The sequence below is a fragment of the Streptomyces sp. NPDC046862 genome (assembly GCF_040704615.1).
In the GTDB taxonomy this organism is placed as follows: Bacteria; Actinomycetota; Actinomycetes; order Streptomycetales; family Streptomycetaceae; genus Streptomyces.
Map to the genome: position 1 here is coordinate 23,495 of NZ_JBEYXP010000051.1, position 22,767 is coordinate 46,261.

Here is a 22,767-nt window from a genome sequence, read left to right on the forward strand (position 1 = left end):
CCGGACAGGGCAGAGGGGGAGGGGAGATTGAGGCGACGGCCTCGGAACCGGGGAGCTACGGCCCCGGAGCCATGGCGGAGAACCGGGGAACCACTTGAGGACCATGCAGGCCGCAGTGGTGAGGCGTTCGCTTCACAGAGGGGTCCTTCGAATGGGGGAATGACGGCCGGCAGAGCGCCGGAGAGAAGGGGGAGGCCGGGGTCCGCGCGCTCAGGCGACGATGCGGCGCACCGCCAGTACCTGGGACTTCCACGCCGCGAGCGTCGTGATCCGGACCACGTCACCGGTACGCGGCGCGTGCACGATCAGCCCGGAGCCGATGTACATCCCCACGTGATCGGGGGCTGCGGCGGCGCCCTCGGTGAACAGCAGATCACCTGGCTTCACCGCACCCGGGGAGACGGCCTTACCCTCCTTGACCTGGGTGTAGGTCGTGCGGGAGAGAGTCACGCCGGCGGCGGCGTACGAGCGCTGCATCAGCGACGAGCAGTCACAGCGCCCCATCGGGTCCGGTCCGTGCGAGTCCGTGCACGAGCCACCCCACTGGTACGGAGTGCCGAGCTGGCCGAGCGCCCACCGGATCGCAGTCCGCACCTTGGCAGGCGCGCCAGTGGGAATCTCGTACCCCTCCGGCAGCGCCCCGGCGGGAATCGTGCCGAAGTCAGCACCATCCTCCCCGCCCTCGGCCGCGCAGCCAGCGGAACCAGCGGCAGGGGTCAGAGTAGCGGTCGATTTACCAGCGTCATCCGCGGAGCCCAGGGTCTTCGCGATCGCCGACTGCAAGGCGGTGGTGAGATCCTCCCACTTGGCGTACGCGTCCTTGTACGCTGAGCGCTGGACCTCCTGCGCAGCCTGCGTGACCGTCAGCTGCTGCCACCCGTCGATGTTCAGGAGGTGTGTGTAGAACTGCGTCGCCGCGTACACGGGATCCTGGATCTGCTCGGCCGTTCCCCAGCCTTGCGACGGACGCTGCTGGAAGAGCCCGAGTGAATCCCGGTCCCCGTACGACAGGTTCCGCAGGCCGGACTCCTGCAGTGCGGTCGCCAGGGCGATCACCTGTCCGCGCGTTGGCACCCTGAGCGCGACGCCCGTGGCGACGATGGTCTTCGCGTTCGGTATCTGCTCTGCCGGATCGCTCAGACCCGCGATCGAGACCGAATCGCCCTTATCGTCATTGAGAATTGCCTCCACCTGCCGCGCAACGGCCGCACTGTCCACAGCCTGTGCACTGCTGGCGGTGCAGGCCGCCGCATCCTTGGCGGCTACGACGACCAGCGGGGCGGCCAGTATCAGGGGACCGGTGGCGACCAGGCCCACGACGGCGCCGGTCGCCTTCACCGCCACCGCCGGAAGAGGAGTTTCTGGGCATGCTGCATTCGCAGCTCCTTACTGTGGTGGCGCGGCGCCGGCCTCTCGTGGAAAAGGTCGCCGACGCCGCGCCGGGGTGAATCCGAACGCCCCCAAGGGCGAGAGGTATCCGGTATCCGGCTGCTAACTCCCGGAAGCCGGTGATGTCATCGAGGCGCGGCAGCCAGCCGCGCTCGTAATCTCAGGCAGCACATCGGAAATGGGTCCCCTCGCTCGTCGACAACACGCCTTAACTGCGGTGCCGAGGCTGTCCTGTTGGGCGGGACAGCACAGAACAACACAGGTCAGCAGGTGTGGAGGCGGGCTCCCTCCTGCGAACACGGCGAGACAATAGACGCGATTTCCGGCCGTACCAAACAACCCCTCGATCCGGTCTATTGCCGCGCGACAGACGGGCTACGGGGTCATTGGGTGCGGCCGGAATTGGCCGCTACCCTCGCGCCCACCAACCGCCCCGAACGGCTGCTGCCTATGCCGCCCGGAGCCGCTGTGGCGCGAGTCCTGAGAGGAAACGCGCCCCACACCGAATCCCCGGAAAGGGAGAGCTCCCGAATGCCGTACACCCTCCACCGAGGCGACGCACTGACCGTGCTCGCCGGCCTCGGCAACGACAGCGTCGACGCCGTGATCACCGACCCGCCGTATAACAGTGGCGGACGCACCAGTGCCGAGCGCACCAGCCGCACCGCCCGCTCGAAGTACACCTCCGCCGACGCCGAGCATCAGTTGGCCAACTTTCCCGGTGAGAACCGCGACCAACGCTCGTACGGCTTCTGGCTGAGCCTGCTGCTCACCGAGGCGTACCGGGCCACCGTCGAGTCCGGCGCCGCACTGGTCTTCACCGACTGGCGGCAGCTGCCAACGACGACGGACTCTCTTCAGGCCGCCGGATGGACCTGGCGCGGCATCGCCTCTTGGCACAAGCCCGTCTCCCGCCCACAGAAGGGCCGCCTGAAGCAGTCATGCGAGTACATCGTCTGGGGCACCAAGGGCCCGGTCGATGCCGACCGCAACCCCGTCTACCTGCCCGGTCTCTACACCGCGAGCCAGCCGAGGAGGGACCGGGTGCACATCACGCAGAAGCCCGTCGAGGTGATGCAGGAACTGGTCAAGATATGCCCGCCGGGCGGCACTGTCCTGGACCCCTTCGCCGGATCCGGCTCCACAGGCGTCGCGGCGCTGCGCGAGGGGCGACAGTTTGTCGGAATCGAATTGTCCGACCATTATGCGGACATCGCCGAACAGCGACTGTTGCAGGCGATGCAACAGACTCGCACCCGTGAGGACTTCGTTCTCGCGGGACCAGAGGAATGAGCAGGAGAGCGACCGAGCCAGGGCTGACGGGCCGCAGGCGGAATGGGCGGCTGGTACATCGGGCCCCGATGTACCAGCCGCCCATTCTCTTGTGTCAGGTCGCCTCGAACGCCCGCCGGATCAGCGGTCCCGCCTTCTCCAGGTCAGCGGCAGAGGCGATCCGGACCTCCAGGTCACCCGTGCCGAGGTGACCGATTCCGCGCATGTCCCGTGAGAACCCCTCCTCCAACTCCACTCTGTCCGGGTCGACCTTGAGATAGACCAGGATCGCCTCGTGCTTCGGACGGAAGATGACGGAGGCGACGTTCACCATCCGGCGGTAGGCGATGTAGTGCCGAAGCTGAGCCACCTCGACCTCGTCCCAGGCGGTGAGGGCCTCGTCAAGCTCGGCGTACAGGTCCTGCAGGCAACCGGGAATCGCCCCCGCGGTAGCAGTTGCCTGAGCGGACGTCTTCCCGTCCTTGCCGACGGCACCAGCCGTGACCTCCCGCTCGCGGCTCTGGCGACGGTCCGAGACCTGTCTCGTGGATCCGGGCGTGGACTCGATCAGCTGCAGGCTCAGCAGCCCACCCTCGAAGACGCGGTAGCGCACCAAGTCGACCCGCTCACGCAGACGGTGCACTGCGACTCGGTCGTGGTGCGAGAAGCAAGCGGCGATGCAGACCATACGAGGGTTCCGCCAGTCGATCGACTCGGCGGCCTCGGAGCCCAGCTTCTCCTTGACCAGTGCCACGAACTCGTGACGCGCGGAGTCCAACCACGACAGGTAGGAGACAGCCTGAGACAGGACACCGCTGTCGGCGCCTCTCTTGTACTCGATCAGCGCAGGTGTGCCGTTCTCGTCCAGACCGAGCGAGTCGATCCGGCCCCGGTGCCAAGGCCCCGTCGGGTACTCCGACGCCACGAAGCGGATGCCGAGCATGGCCTCCATGCCTGCCTCGACTCTCCGCTGTAGCTCCACCTCGAGCGTCACCGTGGAGCCGCGCAGCTCGACGTCCCGGCCGTCGGCATCCAGCCGGAACAGCTTCAGGTCGGTCACCAGCGTCCCCCTCCCTGATCGCTACAGGAGGAGCAATCGAAACCAGCCTGCGGGTATTCCGATGGATCCCTTCGCATGATGCCTGGCTGAGGGGTTTCGCTGCTCGGCCAACGTGGATGCCTCGGATCGTTAGGGGAGGACGATCAGCGGCGTTAAGTTTGTCCGGTTCTGGTAAGCGCCGGACGGGTTACGGTGCTCGCGATCAAGGCAGCCTCGAGGGCGCGAGTACCTCGCAGCTATCCCGAGCCAGATCGGACTCGGTCGACCCGGCTTCGTAGGCCACTGCCGCTGGACCGGGCAGGCAACTGATCCACCCGAGCACATCAGCATGCTGCGGCGGGAGCAGACAGCAAATCAACTCCCCGGTTACTGTGTCGATCGCGCACGTCACCACACTGCGCGAATGCGTATCCAACCCGACGCTCGGAAAACACTGGGCCTCCCGCAAATGTAGGCACTACTGGCCAGGCGCGCCCGACCAGCGGGTCTGCCGCTACCTCGGGTGGCGGCAGATCTCGGGGAGCCGTGACGACTTCAGGAGTCGCTCAAGCGCCGGGACCGCGTCATGGTAAAGAGCTGGTCCAGACGCACCTGGCATGAGACGGCGCAGGGCACGCGTCGCGATGTCGGCGAGCGCCGCACCGATGTCGCCGCCTATTGCGATATCCAGAGTGCCGACGAGGTTTACTTCGCGATCGTTCCACTCGTCGATGTGCTCCGTGAGGAAGTCCACAGCCACGGACTGTCGGCGGGCAAGAAGTAGCAGCTCGCAGGCGTGCACGGCGTCGCGGAGGTCGAAGCGGAGGCGGGCGGCGAGCCCCGACGGCCCGAGCCCCGGCTCCTGGCAGGTGATGACGAGTTCGTCAGCGTCGTGGGTTTTGGCGATGATGCCCAACTGCATGCCGCCGCGGACAAGTAGCTCCGCCGCCGCCCGCCGTTCGCGTTCGTCGTGAAGGGCGATCGACCACCAGGGGAGCGGGCCCCATGTGCCGTGTGTTGTTTCGTGCTCAACGAAGGGGGAGAAGATCTGGTACCGCTTCAGCAGATGCTTCTGGAAGGTGGCGAGGCAGCCGTCCTGGAAGTGCTCGTCCTTGCTGCGCTCGCGCAGCAGCTCGTACTCGATGGCGCTCATGCCCTCCACGGCCAGCGCGATGCGTTCCAGCTGCTCCTGGATGATCTCCGCGGTCCGCACGAGAACTCCGCGGAACTCATCGCCTGACGGAGCCTGATCGAGGAGACGGCCCAGAGCGCGCTGCGCGGCTTGGCAGCGTACGAGATCGCCACCAAGGCTCACCAAGTGGCGAGCCTTGAGAGTGCTCCAGGGGCGGGTGGACATCCAGCGCTCCCAGGCCTGGTCGCCGCCACCACGTTGGGTCAGCGTCATAGCTCCGGCATTGCCGACCCGGAAGTCCGGCTCGGCCTTCAGCCTCTCCCACAGGTCGGGGTACCCCTCCAGCGGAAAGGCGGGCAGCGAGGAGTGCGCCGCGAGGACACGTGAGTCCGCTGTGTCCCACAGTTCGCTCAGCTCCCGTTCCACACGCGAACGAGGCACAGCGCGGCCCCGCTGGGCAGCCCAGTATTCGATCAGCAGCGTGTAGGTGCTCTCCGGACTCCAGGGGAGCAGGCCCAGGCCGTCGAGTACCACAACGGTGTTGGCCAGTCCGTCGTGCTCGAACCCGAACTGGATCTTGCCGATGAGTTTGGTGAGTTCTTCGGTATCAGGGCTGGGCGCCGCGAATAGCGGGCTGGCGGCGAGCATTCCACGGATGTTCGATGTGTTTTCGCCTCGGGCGAGCTGGACGGCGACCCGCGCGACCAGCATGGAGCCGATGAGCCTGGGCTCGCCGAGGTCGTCGCGCAGGCGGTCCTTGCCCAGGGCCGGGACATCCCTCACGTGCCACAGCAGCCCCTCTTGGATATCACGGAACCACTCTTCCCGCTGCGCCGTGCGCTCTCCGGACGTGCTGCGCGACATGCTTCTCCCCTGTTGGATGCGGCTGCTGGAATGCGGTATTTCGGCTAAATGCCCGTGACCGAGGCCCGGCCTACTGTCCTCCGCCAGCCGTCTTGGTGGCCCCACCGTGCTTGGTCACGCGCGGGCGGCATCGGATGCGTACGGCCCCGTGAGTGAATGCCGGGTCCGTGGCCTTGCTTGCCCACAGGTATGCCTCGCCAGGCTGCAGTCGCGACATCTGGTCGGAACTGAGTGTGGAGAGTGCGGCGTTGGCCTTCTGCAGGTGCTTGAGCCATGCGGGGGAGGTGAACTTGTGCAGGATGACATGGTCGGAGAGTTCGATCAGGGAGATCGGGACCGAGGGTGGGTCCTGGCTGGCGACCAGGATGCTCATGCCCTTGTGGCGCATCTCTCGGACGGTCTCAACTAGCCCTGCCACCAGGTCCGGGCTGTCGATGTACTTGTGAGCCTCGTCGAACACGACGAGCTTGTTGAAGTGCTCGCCGCCGTCGCTGGCTTCCGCGAAAAGCTGCATCAGGACGACGAACAGTCCGAGTGCTTCGTCCTTCTCGATGAACTCGTCGCGCAGGTCGACGATGATCAGCCGACCCGGCCGGACCAGGCTGGTCAGGCGCGTTGTGTCGTCGATGTACTCGGCGGCGAGGTTGAGCCGTTCCTGCGCTAGCCGCTTCAGGTGATCCGGTAGTTCGGACTCCTCCACGCCCTGGCGGATGGCCGCCAGGTTCAGGTTGTCCCGGTGGGCTCGCATGATGCGAGTGAGCTGGCGGATGTAGACGGACTGGTTGCCGACCGCGCCCATGAGGAAGCGCCAGTGCGCGGCCTGCAGTTCGTTCGACGCGAAGGTGAGGGGCTGCACCTCGATACCTGGGTACTCGGAGCGCCGCTCTGCGAGCTGGGCCGCCGGCACGAGGAGCAGGACGTCCTGGACGGCTTTGGGCTGTGCTCCGTAGCGCTCCTTGAGCGTTCGGAGTTGCGTTTCGTCGTCGTTCGGATGCGCCATGGACGTGAACTCGGGCGCGTAATCCTGCGTCTGGCTGTAGTGGAAGACCACGGTCGCCAGCGGATGCGGTAGCTCGTTCACGGGGGGTGCCGAGAGGGAGGCCATTTCCATGATGCTGCCCAGGGTGTAGCTCTTGCCGCCGCCCTGGACGCCGAACAGGCTGATGGTGTGCGTCTCATTGAGGTCGAGGGCGATGGTACGGCCGGCGATGTCACCGAGTACGCCGTACTGAGGGGACGGGCGCATGACGCCGAGGAACGCGTCCGGAACGAGTGAGGGAACTGCGCGGGGCACGTCGGTAGCCGGTGTGTCATGGGACGCCGTAGAACTGACGACCGGCGGCGATGGCGCGGGCTCCGGCCTTGCCTGTGCCTGTGGCGACTCACTCAGCGTGGTCGACGGGGACGGCTGCTGAGGGCCAGGAGCGATGTCCGTGGGGGCCGCTCCTGATGTCGCCTCCACAGCTCCTGGAGAGATAGGTGTCTCTCGGTCCGCTGCCGGCGGGGCGAGTGCGTCTTCGACCTCTGGCGCGCGGAACGCAGCGTCGGCAATCCGGGGCACCGTCAGATCGAGCCGAGACAGGGTGGCAGCTGGATCACCGCTGGTGCTGTCGGGAATTTCATCAGACGGTTCGAGGTCCTGAGGCTGCGGCTGGACCTTGTTCTGGACAGTCGGGATCGCGTCGATCAGTTCCTTGATCAGGTCGCGACCGATGCGATGGAACTCTATGGCGTGGTCGAGTTCCCGGTCGGTGCCCGACCGGGCGAGGTCGAAGACCAGTCCACTGCGCGTGAACTGCAGCGTATAGCCGTCGTCGAGGCGGTCCAGAAGGCGGTGTGCTGCCTCGTATGGGGCCTTGCCCATCGTGCCGTGACGGAAGGCACGTGTCAGGTAGAAGCGGAGCAAGGAGCTGAGCGCGAGGTTCTTTACACCGCGGTCGACACGGTCCGGAGTGCTGCGATGCGGGTCGAAGGCGGTCGCGAGAACGTCCTGGCTGCGCTCGAGCTGCTCGGCGACCTTCGCCTTGAGTTGCTGGTAGGCGCCGATGTTGTTCAGGGCTGTGTAGCACTTGACCTCGACCAGGCGGCAGGTGATTGTCCTGCGCCGGTCGTCGAGGTGGAACAGGGCCAGATCGCTGCGGTGGAAGGAGAGGGAGTCTCCCAGTTCTCGCACCTGGCGGCGTGCTTCGCGATACAGCTCTGGGTGTGCGTCCAAAGGGACGATGATCTGGTTGGTGAGGACCCCTTGGTAGTCGAGGTAGAGCCGGGCGAGCGAGAGGCCGAGGACTTCCGTGCGCTGGGTGGGAGCGGCGGACGCCAGCTTGAAGGCCAGGTTCCCCGACAGCAGCCGCAACTGGTCGAAGAATGTGTAAAGGTGCCGCTGGTCGACATTCAGGTCGTGGTCCGCGGCGACCGGACCGAGCAGGGCGCGCAGTTCGTCCACGGATTTAGAGCTGACCATGATCTGGTGGCCTAGAGAACCGCCTGCCTGAGGCACGTAGTCGATGACGTACTCGGGACGTCCGTCATCGCCGGAGTGGTCGAAGTACTCCAGCCCCAAGGTCCGGTCGATGGTGACGACCCAGTCGCTGACTTGATGGGCCTGGTACAGCAGAGCGCGGTCCGCGGTTTCCAGGGCGAGCACAGTGCAGGGGACGTGCCGCAGTGCGCGGCCTGCGGTGGCGACACTCGCGGAGGCCGAGGCCATGAGTGCGGGGAGGTGGCCGAGAAGCGTGGTGAGGTCCTCGGCATCGTCCAGAACCGGTGCTTCGCCGTGCCGGGGGAACTTGCGCCACGCGACCTGCTGTTCGTTCTCTACGTACCGCGATGCCATCGCCTGCACCAGTCCGTGGACCGGCGCGTGCGCGATGTCCTCGTGCTGGGTTGAGCCGAGTTGTTCCCCGCCGAAGGCGTCGATGAGAACGGTGAGGTGCGCGTCGAATTCGCCAGGGTTGGCAGTGAACTCGTCCACCGACCGGACGGAGAAGGCCAGCTTCGCCTGGAACGCGCCCCCCGAAGGGTTGAGGAACGCCTCCGCCTCGGCGGCCGAGACCTGGGCCTCCGCGCGCAGCAGCTCAGCGAGCGCCTCTCCCGCCGCCGGCGCCTCCGGATCGCCAACACACAGACGCAGGTCGAAGCGCAGAGACCGCGTCACCTCCCGCCGTTGGAGCTCCAGCAGCATGTCGGCAAGCAGCTCACCGCGCCCCGCGTTCACCACGTTCATCACGAGGGTGTGGACATACGGATGCAGGCGCACATAGCGCTCCACGCGGTCTGCGAGATGCGTGCCCGACAGACCGGTGGACCCGGCACCGGTACCGGATGCAGCAGCCGGCAGTCGCAGTACTGAGGCCAGTTGACCAAGCAGCCCGCGCGGGTCTTCCACCTCACTGGGCAGATAGGCCCCCCAGTACGGAGTGAGGTTCTCCGCAGCCACCAGGAGGCGTCCGTCCCGCCGCGGCACCGCGAAGGGAAACCCCAGCGAGGACAGCTCGTCCATCAGCGAGCCGCGAGCGGCGATGACCTGGCGCCGGTCGGCGCCCGTCAGCCGCGTGATCCAGTCGGCGCCCAGGGCCGACCAGGTCGCCAGCCACAGGGCGCGTAGCGGGTGCGTAGGAGCCACGAGCAGGAGGTGGTGGCGTTGTCCAAGCCCATCGGTGAGCGTCGCGGCCACGCAGTCGAACTGCAGGATCTGGGCGAGACGGACGAGAACTGACGCCCGCTCCGTGTCCCCGGCCCGCTCCAGGTGGTGCATTTGCGCCGCGATGAGCTCGGTGTACGCCTGCGCGTACTCGGCGAGCTCTATGCGCACCGCCGAGAAGTCGACGGCCTCGGTGACGAGAAGACACTCCTCCTCTGCCACGTCGCTGGCGCCGCGGAGTGCGGAGAAATAGACCCGCCTCGCGGTGAGGAAGGCGTCGAAGGCTTCGGCCGTCCGACCGGTCAGCGAGGCCACCAACCCGTCATCGGCATCGAGCACAGGATCCCCGGCACTTGCCGGTCCCAGGCTGAGCTGCCACAGCCCCGGCCGGTCTGCCGCCGCGAGGATGCGCTGCTGAAGCACAGTGAGAGTGGGGGAGAGACGGATGTCCACCGTCCCGGCGGCGCTGACCCGGGCGCTCAGCGTCCGCTGCTGGGCGCGGCCGACGCCTGCCTTCCACCGGACTTCGCCGAGCGCGACACGTGCCTGGTCGTCACCGTTCGCTAGCGCCTGGAACTGAAGGTCGCGCAGGGCCTGTACGACACCCTCGTACCGGCCAGCACTGCGCTCTGGTGGCTCCTCCGTCTCCGCATCGGGCACGACGTAGAACCGCTCGCTCTGCCCCCCTGGCAGACCGTCGCCAGCCGGCTCGACATCGAGAGGCTGTCCCTGGTCGTCGAGCGGTGTGACGGTGACGTAGTGCCAGCCTTCGTCCCAGTCGATCTTCGTGAGTTTGGGCAGCTTCGCTTTGTGTTCGGCCTTCGCGGCCTTCTTCACCGAGGTGCTGCGGCCGATCGGCCCGGACTTCTCCGACGCGATCTCCACACGGAACCGGGCGAGCCCTTCTACTTTGCGGGGGACGGGGTCGACCGTGAAGCGGGCGAGGAGCTCGCTCACGCCCTTCGGACCGGCCAGCAGATAGGGCTGGCCAGCTATGGCGGACAACGCGGGGTACGCGGCCAGATCGTCGGGCACGTCACCCGCGCGGGGCAGTCCGAGTTCCTGCACGTCGATGGAGATCGAGGCACGCTGGCGGTCGTCGAGGCGCCAGTTCCCGAAAGAAAGCGCCCAGTTCTCCCGGTCGACGACGATACGCCGCGTCCACGCGACGCGGTCCTCCAGTCCGCAGCGGGCCACGAATCCGGCCAGACGGACGGCGAATTCCGAGTCGGTGAGCCCGAGTTCCAGCACCCGCTGTCGCTCCGAGCGGGCGGACTCGGTCAGCTTGTCGACGAGGTCGCGATTGCGGTCGGCTCGGTCCCGCAGTTCGCCCGGTTGGGCGAACAGCTCGAAGTCCGGAACCAGGCCGAAGTGGAAGACCGCGGCCCCGGCGGCCTGTTCTCCGTAGCCGTTGGCCTTGAGAGTGAGCAGGTACGCGGCACGGACCCGGCCACTCGCGCGCTGGTCGGGGACCTCGCCCAGGAGCGCGAGCAGCTCCTCCACGCTTGGTCGCAGTGTGGCTGGCACCTCGCCCAGCAGCTGGGCGGCGAGGAGGTCATAGCTGTCCCTGAGAGAGATCTCCTCGAAGGTCGCGACACCGAAGGAGTCCTCTGCGCTGGCCCTGAGCCCCGGCGGCACGAAGACGAGTAGGGGTCCGGCAGCGCCGTCCGACTGAGGCTGTTCCGTGCGGTTGCGCAGCTCGACCAGCTTGGTGCTGGTCACCGTGACATCCCGCAGCTCGCTGCCTTCCTCGGTGTCCCGTGCCGGCCCCAGCAGACATACCTCGGCCCCTGCGCCGTTGGCGCTCCTGAGCCTGCGCACCAGACACGCCGCGAGGGCGGCGTCCACTTCGGTCACCCGCATGCAGTGGCCCGCGTCGCGCGAGGCGAGCAGAGACGTGAGCCGAGGCACCAGCACGCTCTCCAGCGCATCGCGCAGATCTGCGGTGCTCGGCTCGGTCAGGCCCACAGTGCTCACCGGACCACCTCCGCGCCGGGCGTCGTACCCATGGAGTAGCGAGGAGTGATGGTCTGCGTCAGATAGGCGTCCGACATGTCCTGGTAGTAGCCGATCTCGCGGAGGCGATGGGTGAAGGCGGTGGAGTTCGCTCGCAGCGCGACCTGGTCGTCGAGGTCCGCGCCCGTGAAGCCGTCCGAGTCGGGCAGCTGGTCGACGTACAGGCCGTAGCGCTCGCGCAGTACGGCGAGGAACTCGTCGATGCGCATGGGTGAGGTCGACAGATTCCCGTCAGGCCCAGGGCGCAACAGCGAAATCTGCAGCAGAATCTCCAGCAGCCGTGCGTCGAGGACGAAGCGGCGCTCGCCCCGGGTGCCACGCGGCTGGGTCAGCAGCGCACCGGGCCGGTTCTTCAGTAGCAGGGAGTCCAGGCAGTCGACGATGTAGCCGCGGTGGTAGCGGCCCTTGTAGTGCAGCAGCATCTCGATGTATTCGTCGAATGGGCTCAGGCCCAGATCCGCGATCTGCCGTACCTCGGCGGGCGGGTCGGTCTCGTCGTCCAGCACCCCGTTCACGCGCTGGTCGAAAAAGCTGTCCCGCTCACTCTTGTGCCCCTTGCCCAGCAAAGTCAGGACTTCGGCGGCCGAGAAGTAGGGACGGCCCTGGGGAGCGGTGAGTTTGCGACGTTTGGTCATCAGGTGCTCGGCGAACTCGTCCAGCTTCTTCACCTCGAACGTGGCTTTGACGAACCGCTGGATGCGGCCGTACCACACGCTGGCGCTGTGCTCCGCGAGAAGGGCAGCCGGGGTGCCGGGGACACCCTCGACGTCCACGAAGAGGTGAACGCGGTAGGGGCATTGATGGGCCGCATCCGCTCCCTTATGCCCACTCGCACACGAGGTGTCCACAGCGCCAGCGGCCACCGCTCTGGGCAACAGTTTGATCATCCGCAGGTGGTAAAGCGCCAGATGGAAGGCGAAGAGGATCTTCAAGTACTCCACCAGGACCGTGCGCGGCATGCGCTCCTGGTGGTAGAGCAGCCGCATAACATCCTCCGCGAGCAGCCGCGCGGGCTCCCGGCACAGCAGCGGATAGGGCTTGCGGGGCTTGCTCGTGTCCGGCCGGTCCTCGACCTTGCCGTACGCCTTGCTCACCAGGTGCAGCAGCGCCTGCGTCTCAACGTCGGTGTCAGGACCCGGCTTGATCGCACCGGTGGTCCGATCCACGTCAGAGAAGAAGAACGACCGCAGCTCCTGCAGCGCACTGGGCGTCTCGGCGAGCATCTCGTAGAGCTGCTCATCGGCCCCGTACGGACGGGACTTGCGACTGTTGCGGAAGCGGTAGGTGAAGCCGTGCAGAGGGCGGGGGCCCGCCACTGCCTCGTTCACCCGGCCCCGGTTGACCAGATCCATCAGGTGTGTGTTCACCCAGCGGGTCGTCGTGTCCCGGTCGAAGCCCTCGAAGACATCGGGGTTGGCCAGGAAGAGGTCCACGAAGTCGTCGACGGTGAGATCTCCGGCGCGACTGAGCTTGCTCGGCAGACCGCGATGCCACAAACGAGCCAGGAAAGCGGTCAGGACCCGGTCCATGTGGAGCGTCTTGTAGTCGACACGGCTCACCCCGGGATGGTGGAACTTGCTGTGCACACTGGTCAGCGCCATGTCTCCTCCTCGTCCCCGTCACCGGACACGGCGGACAGGTCCTCCATGTGCAGCGCATGATCCGGTGTGCGGTGGACCCGGCGCAGATCGTGTCCGTGGGCGGTGAGCAACACTTCCTGGTACGGCACCGAGGCGAGCCGATTCTTGAACACAGCGAGGGCGAGCTGCTGCCCCTGCACGTCGGCGACGCCCGGCCGGTACCCCTGGGCGAAGCGCTGCAGCAGCTCGAACAGGTCGAGCCCGATGGCAAGTTCAGCCTGGGCTCCCTGCCGCCCGGCAGGATCCTGGTAGCGCAGTCGCAGTGCCGTTCGGCTGCCTTCGACGTATATCGAGGCCGGGGCGTCCCCGGGCTCCAGCGTGAAGCCCGCCGCGGAGAATAGCCGGAAGCTGCGTACCGTGCCGTGTGGCACGGTACGCAGCTTCAACGCCATGGCCTCACCGATCCGGTCCGGCGCTGCCAGCCCCTCTCCCCGGTTGAGCGCGTACAGCAGCTCGTCCCGGGCCGCTGCGGCAGCCGTCGGTGAGGCGAGCAGAGAAAGAAATCGCAGCGCGGAAGGGTAGGGCAGCATTCGCTCAGCACGCGCGTCGTCCCGGAGCTCGAAGTAGAGCAGGCGCCGGGCCGCGCCCAGATGGCGGCGGTGCGCGAGGATGTCCTCCGACAGCGCGGAGGTGGAGCGCGCCAGCATGGCGAACTGCGCCGCGATCAGCTGCCTGTCCCGATCAGAGCGTCCGTCGATGGCGACCAAGGCGCGGTCGTCGATGAGCCCGGTGTAGTCGAGCCGCCGGTCCAGCTGCGGCCGGGGCGGAGCGGCAACGTCCGTCTCCCGAAGCAGCCTCAGCAGCCGGTCCCGCTCTCTGGGCAGTCCGTTCGGAGCCGGTGGGGTGCCCAAGTAGGCGGAGAAGTAGAAGCTGCCGAGCAGGGGTTGCGCATCGTCGGCCGCGTGCAGTGCGTGGATCTCCGCGCAGTCCCGTCCCGAGGTGAGCGTGTAGGCGAGAGCGGAACGAAGATCGCGCAGGGTGATGTGGAGCCGACCGCGCAGTTGGGTGAGCTCATAGACCCTGCGCAGCCGGCGCTTGACCTGTGGACCCGCGTCGGGGTGGCGGAAAGTCTGGGCGTTGTGCCGTGCGTAGCAGGTATCGGCGATGTCGCAGGACGCGCACGCCTCCCAGAAGCGCTCATGCGTCATGCGGTCCAGCATCCGCTCCAGAATCGACTCGCCGTCGACAGGGTCGCCTTCTTCATCAGCCGGGCGGGCGGTCACATCACGCGCGTTGAGGTTGACCACGGCGACCGCGTCACCGGTTTCGCCGCCCGCCAGACCGATGTTGACCAGCTTGGACAGGAGCAGGAAGCGCTCGTGGTGGTGGCTGAGGAAGTCCACCAGGCGTCCCTCGTTCACCGCGATCAGGCGAGTTTCCCCCTGCTCCGACCAGCCGGTGGCGTCCTCGCCGGCGTACGGTGCGAAGAAGTCCGCTAGCACGTCGTCGCTGGCGGCATCGGCCTCGTCTTGGCTGCCGTCGTGGTTGGTTCGGAAGCGATGTCCGTCGAGCGTGAAATCACTGCCGTTGAGGCGATCGGGTCCGAACTGGGCATCAAGTTTGCGCGCCTGGGCCTCGAAACTCTCCAGAAACGCGGTTTTCCCATCGCCTGCGTTACCGGTGACGATGACCAGCGCGTGCTTTCCCGCGCGCAGAGCAGGGACCAGCGCGCGGTCCAGTGCCGTCTCGACGTACACCTGCATGCCTTGAGGGTCGAGGCCACGGGTGCCGCGGTTGCTGCGGTGGCTCTGGCTGTAGAGCGTCTGCAAGTGGGCCACGTACGGGTTGGTGTTGGGCGCCGGCTCGGCAGCCGGGGCGGCAGGCGACACGCTGGCAGGGTCGGCGTCCTCTGGCTGGGCGGTCCGAGGCACAGACACGCGGGCGGCTCCCAGCACCTCCAGCGCGGAGAGCAATTCCTCGGCCGAGCTGAAGCGCTCCGCACGGTACGGAGAGACGGCCCTCAGCAGGATTTCCACCAGCCCGGGCGAGAGATCGCCGAAACCGCTGAAGATAGTGCGCGGATCAAGGGCCTGCATGCCGGGCGGCGGCTGACCGGCGTCCCCCCACGGGTACTGCCCGCCCGTGAGAGCCTCATACATCGTGACGCCCAGGGCGAACAGGTCACGATCGGCGAAACCGCTGCCGTCGGCAGGCACCTCATCCAGATCGGGCGGAGTGTAGCGCGGACTGGTGTGAGTATGTCCCTCGGAGGAATCCGCGGTCTTGGCGATACCGAAGTCGATGAGCTTGACGCCGTCGTCGGTCCACAGCAGATTGCTCGGCTTGATGTCGCAATGCCACACCCCGAGTTTGTGGATGTGTGCGAGCCCCCGGGCCGTGTCGGTTCCGAGGCGCAGTACGTCGGCCGGGCCGAGCCGACCGTCGCAGATCACCTCGCTCACGTCCCTGCCCTCGACGAACTCGAAGACGAGATAAGGGTAGTTATCCGGAGGCAGCAACCGATCAGCATCCACCATCGCCACCACATTGGGGTGCGGAGCGCTGGTCAGACGCTCCAGAACACTCGCCTCGCGGCGCAGCCGCTCCAGCGGCGAGTCCCGGTCGTGCAAGACCAGCTTCACTGCCCGGTCGAGGTTCCTAATCGTGTCGTACACCCGGTACGCCACACCGAAAGAACCGGGGCGGCCCAGTCGATTGCGCACGATGTACTTCGTGCCGAGCTGGAAGTCGGCGGCCAGGTTCTTGAAGAACGAGGGGTCGCGGGGCCCGTCGGCAGCTGCCGCGGGTGCCTGTGGCGGAGTGCCGGGCGGCGAGGGGGGAGCCGCGGAACTCAGACGTTTCCGCGGAGCACGCTGCGCGCCCACCGCGAGATCCAGTCTGCGCAGAGCTTCGACAGCTGTCAGGCGGCCTTTGGGATCCGTGGCACACAACGTCTGCAGCCAGTGCGCCAGCTCGGTGCGAACACCGGCGGCTTCGAGCTCACTGGCGGGCAGCCGGCCGCCCGCACTGGCCTGCTCCGTGGCGGAGGAGAACGGCACGTGCCCGGTGAGCAACTCGAAGCCGATGACCCCGACGGCGTAGATGTCTGCGGGTTCGAGCATCCGTCTCGGATCGGCATGGCACTCAGGCGCCAGGTACGCCGTCTCGGCAGCGGCACGGGCTTGGTGCATCACGGTGTGGCCGCGCTGCTGCGCCGTCTTCGCGTAGTCGAAGCCCGTCAGTACTGCCCGGCCGTCCTGCGTGATCAGGACGGTGGACGGGCTGAGCTCGCGGTGCGCGATGCGGCGGCTGTGTGCGTGGGCCAGGCCGAGAAGGATGTGACGGATGGTCCGCAGCTTCGCGTCCGCCGTGAGAGGATCGTCGGCTCCCTCACCCAGATGAAGCCGCAGGGCATGGCCCGGAACGTCGTCGTAGACGGTGACGTACGCGCTCTCGTCATCCAGCGCGAAGAAGTCCCGCACCCCGACGATATGCGGGTGGGGAGGCAGCTTGCCAAGTGCTTCGTACGCGATCCCGATCTGCTTCTGCCGCATCAACCGGTCCGCGGCGGGAGCGTACGGGTCGGCGGCGCGTACCGACAGCTGTACCGTGCCCGAACCCTGCACGGCGAGGGCGTTCTTCGCCCGGTACTCGTCCAGTACGTCGATGCCGGGGGCGCGCTGGGACTCGCTGAGCCGCTCGATCACCTCCCAGCTCCCGAAGCGGAGCGGGCCGGACGGGGCACGGGAGCTGCCCTGGACAGTATCGACGATGGTCGCGTGGTGCACCGAGATGTCGGCGTCCATGGGGCGGGTCGCCACAGGAACGCGGCCGGCGTCGGCGAGACGACCGATCAGCTCGGGCAGCGTCACGGTCGCCTTGAGGTCCCGCTGGTCCGGCGTGTGATCGACCAGTACTGCGTCAGGGGCCGGCAACACGACGAGCGCATCCGTGTAGACACGGGCCAGTTGCGGGTGCGCGTTTTCCAGGATGCTCTTCAGCTTCTTGGCGTGGCCGCGCAGCTTGGGCAACGGGCTCCTGAACGGCGCGCGCCTCGCCGGATGCCACCGGCTTCCCTCGACCTCGATGCGGCCACGGGTGCCCTTGACGTCGATGACATACACGGCGTGCCCGGTGACCACGACGAGATCGACCTCGAACAGCTCGTCTCGCTGCGGGATTTCGACCGAGTGCAGGACCGTCCAGTCGTCCGGGCCGTGATCGCGCAGATGCGCGATCACCCGCCGCTCGGCATCGTTGACGGCCTGCCCAACGGCAACGATCCTGGCACCCATCAGGCAGCGGCCTCCTCGATGGCTTCGGTCAGCAGGGCGAGCGCCTGGTCTTCGAGGACATCGGCGCGGTCGCGATTGCGGTAGGCGCGTCGGACTGTTTCGGCGATGCGCTGGCGATCTTCGGCGGTGGCGAGGGGGATGGGGAAATCCCGCAGCATTCCCGCATGAAGGCTCTGTGGGCCCGAACCAGCCATCATGCTACGAAACACTCGAAGCGCTGCCTCAGAACGCAGAAAGCTCATGAGAAAGGCCCCTGGGACATCCTGGTCGCTGGACGCAACGCGAAGGAAATGCTGGCTGTATGCATGGCGCAGCCAGCGGCCAGTGACCATCATCGATCTTCCGAGTAGCCCGTTCTCGCTTGGGAGACCCTGCGCGCCGACCATGACGGTTTCATCGGGGACGAAACACTGACGCGGGGTGTGAGCACGACTCAAGACACGGCCATCTTCTGGGCGGCTCCACCAGCCCTGGCGCTGGCCTACTAGCAAAACACCGTCATGCCCATAGTCGCCATCAATCCGTTTGAACATAGGGCCGGTCGACAGCAGCCCGTTGCTACAAATCTTGCCTAGCGTCTGATGCGGTACTGAGGCGAGGGCGGCGGTGATGCGCCGGGCGCGTTCCGCGTAGTTCATCGCCCGGAGTGAGGCTGGCCTCAAATCGGTTACCTCAAATCCCAGGTCCCGATCCTGCTGATGCCACCGCAAGTCAATCAGCTCGGGGAGACCCACGCATCTGAAGAAGTCCTCCGTTGCGGCGACTAGCCCAGCCTGGAAGCGTGCGCGCAGTCCGGCGCTGAGGTCCACCATGCGGTGGATCCGCTCCTCCACCTTCGCGTCGAACCGTGGTACGGGCAGGTCGGCGATGTGGTGGGGCTCAATGTGCTGGATGATCGCACCGTATGCGGAGCTCGCGATCATCGGGACGCCGAACTTGCTGCGCAGGAAGGTGTACAGGTAGCCGGACGGGATCCGCTCGGTGTTCGCCGCTACCTTCATGACGTGTTGGGAAGACCAGATCCCTGCCATGTCCGAGCGTGCGTAGGCCATCCGGCCAACCGTTCCTGAGCACGAGATGAGCGTCATGCCTGGCCTGACTTCGAGATAGGGAAACTTGTCCGCAATCTTCGTGCTCAGTCGGGGCAGAAAGCTAAAGTCTGCCTCCAACATGTCGGTGCTACCTAGGAAAGGTACGGTGTGCTTCGGGTCATCCAGGTAGATTCTGCTGAACTTTGGGCCGTTGAAGATGCCCCCGTTATGTCCGGCGGTGACATTGTCCAGCCGCACCGTATCCGGAAACCTCTCCAGCAGCTTCCGAGCCTCCAAGGCCCCCGACAAATAGGGCGCCGGATCCAGCCGGAACCGCTGGTCGGCGAGCCAATCCGACGTGACCGGGTGGGACAGGCTGACGAGCTTCACGAGGCGTACTCCGGGGGGAACCAGGTGCGGAGGGTGGTCTGTAGGTGCTGGAACGCGGGATCGGTGCAGCCGTTGGCGGACAGCGCAGCAACCCGCTTGAAGACGGCGTTGGACTTGTCCGCGCGGTACTGCTTGCTCCTCCGCAGGAACTGCAGCGCTTCCTTGGGGTCGGTCGGTTTGGCCTGTCCCGGTGGCCAGGAAGCGGGTCCCATGGCGGGCAACAGCTCCCGGATCGGCGTACCACGGTGCTGCTTGGGGAGATTCAGTACGGTCCCGAGCTCGGGGTGGTCGCGCCAGAACCACACCTCCAGCTCGGGGTCGAGGACGATCACCGCGGAGTTCTTCCATACTCCGTCCAGCTGCTCCTCGATCCGTGTACGAATCGCATCTGCGCCAGGGCTCCCGTTCCACTGGGCGTCGACCAGTACGATCGCGTACGACTTGTCGCGCTCATGTGGCCGTAGCCATTCCCGTGCCGTGTTGTAGACGCCGGGATCCTTGTTCGGGCACACGATTGTCTCGTAAGTGAACGGAGCGCAGCCGAGCCGCTTGTGAAACTGATCGCGGCCGAAGAAGCCAAGCAGCATTTGCTCCATTGCCCCGTCGGCCAGCAGGAAGATGACATTACGGTCCGCCGTCAACTCAGTACCCCCGCGGCGAAAAGTGAGCCGATGTCCAGTGTGCCCTGCCAGTTTTTGAGCCGCGGATGATGATCACCTGGGACAACGGTGACTTGGCCGTCACCGTTGAGCCGGGCGGCGAGCACGTCACGCAGCTCGATATGGGCGAGAACCAGTGGCGAATGGGTGGACACCCATACCTGGGTGTCGTACATCGATTCCAGAGACTGGACGACGGTCTCGATGGCCCGTGGATGGATGCCGTTCTCGGGCTCCTCGGTGACGAGCATTCGCGGAGGCTTGGGAAGGTAGGGCAACAAGGTAAGCGCTAGCACCCGTAGGGTGCCGTCAGACAGGCCGCTGCTGGTGACGCGGTGGCCGCCCTGGTATTGGACGTCGAAGTAGGCGTAGCGATCCTCGTCCCTTACACGCACGTCCACCGTGTCGATTTGGGGTAGTGCGGTCTGAACGTGTTCCACCCATGCTTGGTAGTGCTCTGGATCCTGTTCCTGCAGGTCGAGCGCCAGCCATGGGACGTTGCGGCCGTCACTTCGCAGCGGCAGGAGGCGATCGCCGGGAGGGGATGCCTTGCGTAGCACTCCCCAGTCGGGGGCGTATGAGACGGCGTTCTGCTGGACTAGCTCGATGAACCAGAGAGCCGCGGGGTACTGGTCGCGGTCTTGAGGAAGTGTCGCCAGAGCGAGCTGCTCCGCGGGGACACGCCTGATGGTGCCTTGCGCTTTGCGGGGCAGCTCCGAGCGGAAGTACGGGTCGTCGCCGCGCTCCCGCCGGACTACGTAACGCCATTCGCGGTGGGCCGGTGTCCGGTTCACACCAGTGGGCCGTCCCTGCAGGGTGCTGCCGAGCAGGGGGCGGTTGCGATGCTCGTTGAACAGGAACAGATACTCTTCGGCGACTTGAAGCGTGTCATTGAAGATCTCCAGGCTAACCTCGTAGCGCAGGTGGGTCGGGGGGTGCGGGCCTGCCGTCCCGGCCGCGAAGTCCCGGGCGAGCTCATCGGGCAACCGTGCCTCGACTGTGAGCGTGAAGGTGTTGCCACGGTTGCAGTGCACCAGCTCCCGGAGCGTGTGCGCGCGGGGGACTGACGCATTGTCCTGCGGCACGAGGAACGCGTCAGCAACGGTCTGCCGCGGTCGCAGCAGATCGCCCAGCAGCCCCGGGACGTCCAGCAGGGTCGTCTTGCCGGCACCGTTGGGCCCGGCGAGGACCTGAAACTGGCCGAGGTCCACAGCCAGCGCACGGAAGCAGCGGTACTGGTACGCCTCGATTCTGGCGATCATGCCGGGCCGCCAATGGAAGCGGCGCGGGGATCGATCCCTGGCATGGGGTACTTCGCGCGGAACTCCCGGTACTTCTCGGCGATGACCGGCAGGTCGTTATCGACGACCGGCCGACTCCGCTTCAGCTCGCGGACCTCGTCGTTTCCGTTAATCCTGATCCGCTCGCGCTCGACCGTCGCCTCCATCACCACGTCACCGTTCGGGTGGCGCTTGTACAGCTCATTGCCGCGCCGATCGAAGCCCACCTTCTCGGCGACGGCCATGAACACCGGGTAGGGCTGCTCGGTGCCCATTCGGTGGTTGCGTACTTCTTGGGCGGTCTTCTTCTTCAGGAAGAGCAGAGTGGTCAGGATGTTGACGTTGGCGTCGACAATGAAGGTCTCCACTGGCAGCTCGACGCTGGCGAGGACCCAGCAATGCTCCAGGATGTAACGGCGGATCGCTTCGTCCGTCGGGCCGGGGTTGGACAGAATGCCATTGGGCAGGACAATGCCGATACGGCCGCCGGGCTTGACCCATTCGATGGCCCGCTGGATGAACAGCTGCTCTGGGGCCATGCTCGCCGGCTTGCTGGTCGCGCTCTCCACGAGTTCGCCGGTGTTTTTGTCTCGGCCCCAGGACTTGGCGACGCCGTCGCGGAACGAGCCCAGTACCGACTCGTCGCTGATCGGGATGTCCGCGCCGAAGGGCGGGTTGGTGAGGAGCACGTGCACTGTCTCACCCAGCGGGATCTTGGTCTTCGCTGGCTCCACGCCTGACAGATGCCCTCGTGGGAAAGCCAGGGAGTCCATGTGGAAGACGTTCCCCGTGGTATCTGCCAGGGTCATGATGTTCATGGTCGTGGCGCGCACTAGGAACGGGTCGAAGTCCGCCCCGAAAAGGTGCTTGTCGGCGTAGGCGCGGAGCTTGTCTCGGTAGCGTTCCTGTTGCTCGGGGGCGTCCGGGAAGCCGTAAGTTCCCTCTTCCTTCTGCCAGGTGTGGTGCAGGTGGTTGAGTGTGGCCTGGAGGAAGCCGCCGGTGCCGCAGGTCGGGTCGAGGACGGTTTCGCCCTCCTTTGGGTCGAGAATTTCAACCATTAGCCGTACGGCGCCGCGCGGAGTGAAGTACTGGCCCCTGTCCCCGCGCAGGTTGGTGCCTACGAGTTCCTGGTAGGCGACGCCCTTGGCGTCGACATCTGTGCCGCCGAGGTCGTATGGGGCGAGCTCGCTTACGATGAACGCCAGGGCCCGGTCGGACAATGTGATCTCGTCCGTCGGCTTGAAGACGTTCAGCGGTGCGTACTCGGCCTTGACCTCCTCGAAGAGACTCTCGATCCGCTTCCGGATGGCGGCCCGGCCCTTGTCGGAGAACGGCTCCGTCATGTCCGTCCGGAACCGGGCTCGGCCCGTTCCGCGGCTCTTGCGCTCGTCGTACATCTTGGCGAAGAGCAGGTAGAGGAATTGCCAGAACGCGGCGTCCTTCGGCATGCCTTCATTGCCGTGAATGTAGTTGTGGCAGCGGCGGAAGGTCGTCTTGAGCATCTCCGGCTCGGCTCGGCGCAACCGCTGATGGGAGACGACCGTACGGCTGCCGACGCTCTCGGGTGCAACGTCCCAGTCGCTGCGGTCCTCATATGTCGCACCGAACGTGTTGACGATCTTTTTAAGGAAGAAGAAGTCGACACCATCGGTCCACATGCCGTCGGTGCACAGTGGGCGATCCTCGGCGCCGAGGAGGTCCTTGAGCTCCTGAAGATCCTTCTGTGCTTGGGCGGGCTCACGGAGCTTAACCACATTCTTGCCGCGTTTGGGCTCAGGCTTGCAGACCACGACCCGGCGTAGGTTTCCCGCGGAGTGCTCGGTGCCGTGCGCGAAGATCGCGATGTCGGCCCTCTTCTTCCGGGTGCGGGCCCCGTCCGTGCTGACCGTGATGGGAAAGTCGATCGCCATGTCACCTGGTGAGATGCCGTGCTCGTGGAACAGAGCGCGGGCGATACGCTGGCGAACCCTCTCCTTCGGGGTGTCCTTGACCGGAGTATTTGTGATGTAGTCCACGATCTGGCCCTCGCCAAGCGTGGCGACCTGGGGTTGGGGCACCGCCTCCGGGGATGCTTCCGGTTCCGTGGGACGCGGGTTCTCCAAGTCCAAGGCCAGCTCCTCCATCAAGGTCCACTCATCTCTGTGTATCAGGGCTCGTGCGGCGAACGAAAGCCAGTGACC

The 22,767-nt window shown here is 66.3% G+C and carries 11 protein-coding genes; 1 reads left to right on the plus strand and 10 read right to left on the minus strand.

Annotation, left to right across the window (positions count from 1 at the left end; translation table 11 throughout):
* Positions 1-210 precede the first annotated feature (210 nt).
* On the minus strand, positions 211-1,338 hold the full coding sequence (locus AB0959_RS40595; protein ID WP_366831885.1) for a C40 family peptidase: 1,128 nt from the start codon (positions 1,336-1,338) through the stop codon (positions 211-213).
* Positions 1,339-1,920: 582 nt separating this feature from the next.
* On the opposite strand from AB0959_RS40595, the gene AB0959_RS40600 reads away from it, so the two are divergent.
* Positions 1,921-2,682: a site-specific DNA-methyltransferase gene (locus tag AB0959_RS40600; RefSeq protein WP_366831832.1), complete on the plus strand. Its 762-nt coding sequence runs from the start codon at positions 1,921-1,923 to the stop codon at positions 2,680-2,682.
* Positions 2,683-2,776: 94 nt separating this feature from the next.
* Here AB0959_RS40600 and AB0959_RS40605 read toward each other — a convergent pair whose 3' ends face one another.
* The 9 genes from AB0959_RS40605 to AB0959_RS40645 form a co-directional block, all read right to left on the minus strand.
* Positions 2,777-3,721 carry a DUF5655 domain-containing protein gene (locus tag AB0959_RS40605; protein ID WP_366831833.1) on the minus strand — a complete coding sequence of 315 codons (945 nt, stop codon included), beginning with the start codon at positions 3,719-3,721 and terminating at the stop codon, positions 2,777-2,779.
* A gap of 493 nt (positions 3,722-4,214) precedes the next feature.
* Complete coding sequence (locus AB0959_RS40610) at positions 4,215-5,696, minus strand: hypothetical protein (protein ID WP_366831834.1); 1,482 nt, start codon at positions 5,694-5,696, stop codon at positions 4,215-4,217.
* 70 nt (positions 5,697-5,766) lie between these two features.
* Positions 5,767-11,313: a hypothetical protein gene (locus tag AB0959_RS40615; protein WP_366831835.1), complete on the minus strand. Its 5,547-nt coding sequence runs from the start codon at positions 11,311-11,313 to the stop codon at positions 5,767-5,769.
* A complete protein-coding gene (locus AB0959_RS40620; protein ID WP_366831836.1) occupies positions 11,310-12,953 on the minus strand; it encodes a hypothetical protein in 1,644 nt (547 codons plus the stop codon). Before AB0959_RS40620 ends, AB0959_RS40615 begins: the two co-directional genes overlap by 4 nt.
* Positions 12,944-17,227, minus strand: coding sequence for a protein kinase (locus AB0959_RS40625; RefSeq protein ID WP_366831837.1), 4,284 nt, complete (start codon positions 17,225-17,227; stop codon positions 12,944-12,946). Before AB0959_RS40625 ends, AB0959_RS40620 begins: the two co-directional genes overlap by 10 nt.
* Entirely contained in the window at positions 17,227-18,648 is a 1,422-nt protein-coding gene (locus AB0959_RS40630; RefSeq protein WP_366831838.1) for a restriction endonuclease subunit S, read from the minus strand. The genes AB0959_RS40625 and AB0959_RS40630 overlap by 1 nt, the downstream gene beginning before the upstream one ends.
* Positions 18,645-19,289: a hypothetical protein gene (locus AB0959_RS40635; RefSeq protein ID WP_366831839.1), complete on the minus strand. Its 645-nt coding sequence runs from the start codon at positions 19,287-19,289 to the stop codon at positions 18,645-18,647. Before AB0959_RS40635 ends, AB0959_RS40630 begins: the two co-directional genes overlap by 4 nt.
* The gene (locus AB0959_RS40640; protein ID WP_366831840.1) at positions 19,286-20,569 is read right to left on the minus strand and encodes an AAA family ATPase; all 1,284 of its coding nucleotides are present in this window, start codon (positions 20,567-20,569) and stop codon (positions 19,286-19,288) included. Before AB0959_RS40640 ends, AB0959_RS40635 begins: the two co-directional genes overlap by 4 nt.
* A complete protein-coding gene (locus tag AB0959_RS40645) occupies positions 20,566-22,710 on the minus strand; it encodes an N-6 DNA methylase (RefSeq protein WP_366831841.1) in 2,145 nt (714 codons plus the stop codon). The genes AB0959_RS40640 and AB0959_RS40645 overlap by 4 nt, the downstream gene beginning before the upstream one ends.
* Positions 22,711-22,767 lie beyond the last annotated feature (57 nt).

Excerpts from the sequence above, each read along its gene's own strand:
- AB0959_RS40625 (WP_366831837.1), bottom strand. The coding sequence starts at position 17,227 with ATGGGTGCCAGGATCGTTGCCGTTGGGCAGGCCGTCAACGATGCCGAG.
- AB0959_RS40610 (WP_366831834.1), bottom strand. The coding sequence starts at position 5,696 with ATGTCGCGCAGCACGTCCGGAGAGCGCACGGCGCAGCGGGAAGAGTGG.
- AB0959_RS40640 (WP_366831840.1), bottom strand. The coding sequence starts at position 20,569 with ATGATCGCCAGAATCGAGGCGTACCAGTACCGCTGCTTCCGTGCGCTG.
- AB0959_RS40645 (WP_366831841.1), bottom strand. The coding sequence starts at position 22,710 with ATGGAGGAGCTGGCCTTGGACTTGGAGAACCCGCGTCCCACGGAACCG.
- AB0959_RS40620 (WP_366831836.1), bottom strand. The coding sequence starts at position 12,953 with ATGGCGCTGACCAGTGTGCACAGCAAGTTCCACCATCCCGGGGTGAGC.
- AB0959_RS40600 (WP_366831832.1), top strand. The coding sequence starts at position 1,921 with ATGCCGTACACCCTCCACCGAGGCGACGCACTGACCGTGCTCGCCGGC.